Source organism: Streptomyces sp. NPDC057424 (assembly GCF_042803315.1).
Taxonomy (GTDB): Bacteria; Actinomycetota; Actinomycetes; order Streptomycetales; family Streptomycetaceae; genus Streptomyces.
This window is the reverse complement of sequence record NZ_JBHVCP010000117.1, coordinates 1-1184: the sequence shown is the minus strand read 5'-3', so window position 1 is coordinate 1184 and position 1184 is coordinate 1. Positions and strand designations below refer to the sequence as shown.

At 74.4% G+C, this 1184-nt stretch carries 1 protein-coding gene; it reads left to right on the top strand.

Annotated features, from left to right (window positions below; translation table 11 throughout):
• Positions 1-236: 236 nt before the first annotated feature.
• Positions 237-1109, top strand: a complete 873-nt coding sequence (locus tag ACFU3E_RS38150) for an alpha/beta fold hydrolase (protein WP_384169347.1) — start codon at positions 237-239, stop codon at positions 1107-1109.
• Positions 1110-1184: the final 75 nt, after the last annotated feature.

The window sequence follows — 1184 nt, the reverse complement described above, 5'->3', positions numbered from 1 at the left end:
GCCGAGGCCAAGCCGCGCCGTACGCGCAAGGCGACCACGGCGGCCCCGGCTGCCGCTTCCCAGGACGCGGCGGAGGCGAAGCCGAGGGTCCGCCGCACCCGCAAGGCCACCGCCTCCGCGGAGCCCACGGAGGGCTGATCCACCCCTCTTCGACGGCCCGGCCCTCTCACAGGGGCCGGGCCGTCGGTGTTCATCCGGGGCACAGGGCCGGTCTTCCACCCGCTACCCTCGCCCCCGTGACCAGTCACCCCACCTTCCCCCCGCCCCCGGGCGCCCGCGCCTACCCCCTGCGCACCTCGCGCGGCGAGTTCGCCGTCGTCGACTCGTCGCCGACGGCGGGTGTGGAGGCAAGGGGAGTCGTCCTGATGCTGCCCGGGTTCACCGGGAGCAAGGAGGACTTCGGGCTGCTCCACGAGCCGCTCGCGGAGCGGGGGTACCGGGTCGTCGCCGTGGACGGACGGGGGCAGCACGAGTCGGACGGCCCCCGGGACGACGAGTCCGCCTACGCCCAGCGGGAACTGGCCCGGGACGTGCTCGCGCAGGCCGAGGCACTGGGCGGACCCGTGCACGTCGTCGGGCACTCGCTCGGCGGGCAGATCGCCCGTGGGGCCGTGCTGCTCGACCACTCCCCCTTCCTGTCCTTCACCCTGGTCTCGTCCGGGCCCGCGGAGATCTCCGTCTCCCAGCAGCAGCGCGTGAAGCTGCTGCGGGACGCGCTCGCCGTGCTGTCGATGGAGGAGGTGTGGGAGGCGATCCAGGCCATGGGGCCGCCGGAGGAAGTCGGCGGGCCCGCCCGCGGCCTCGGCGACCAGGACCAGTTGCGCCGCCGCTGGCTGGGCCACAGCCCGGCCCAACTCATGGCGACGGGAGGCCAGTTGTGCACCGAGCCGGACCGTGTGGCCGAACTCGCCGCGATCCCCCTGCCGTTCCATGTCCTGTCGGGAACACACGACGACACCTGGCCGGTGGCGATCCTCGACCACATGGCTCTGCGGCTGAACGCGCGCCGCACCGTCATCACGGGGGCCGAGCACTCCCCCAACGCCGACCGCCCGTTGCCGACGGCCCGTGCCCTCGCCGACTTCTGGGACGGCATCGGCCGGGTCTAGTGCCGCGGCAGGCAACGTTGGCCCGTCGAGGAGCGGCGTCCGGTGCGTGCTCTCGGCGTGCCGGCCGGAAGTCCT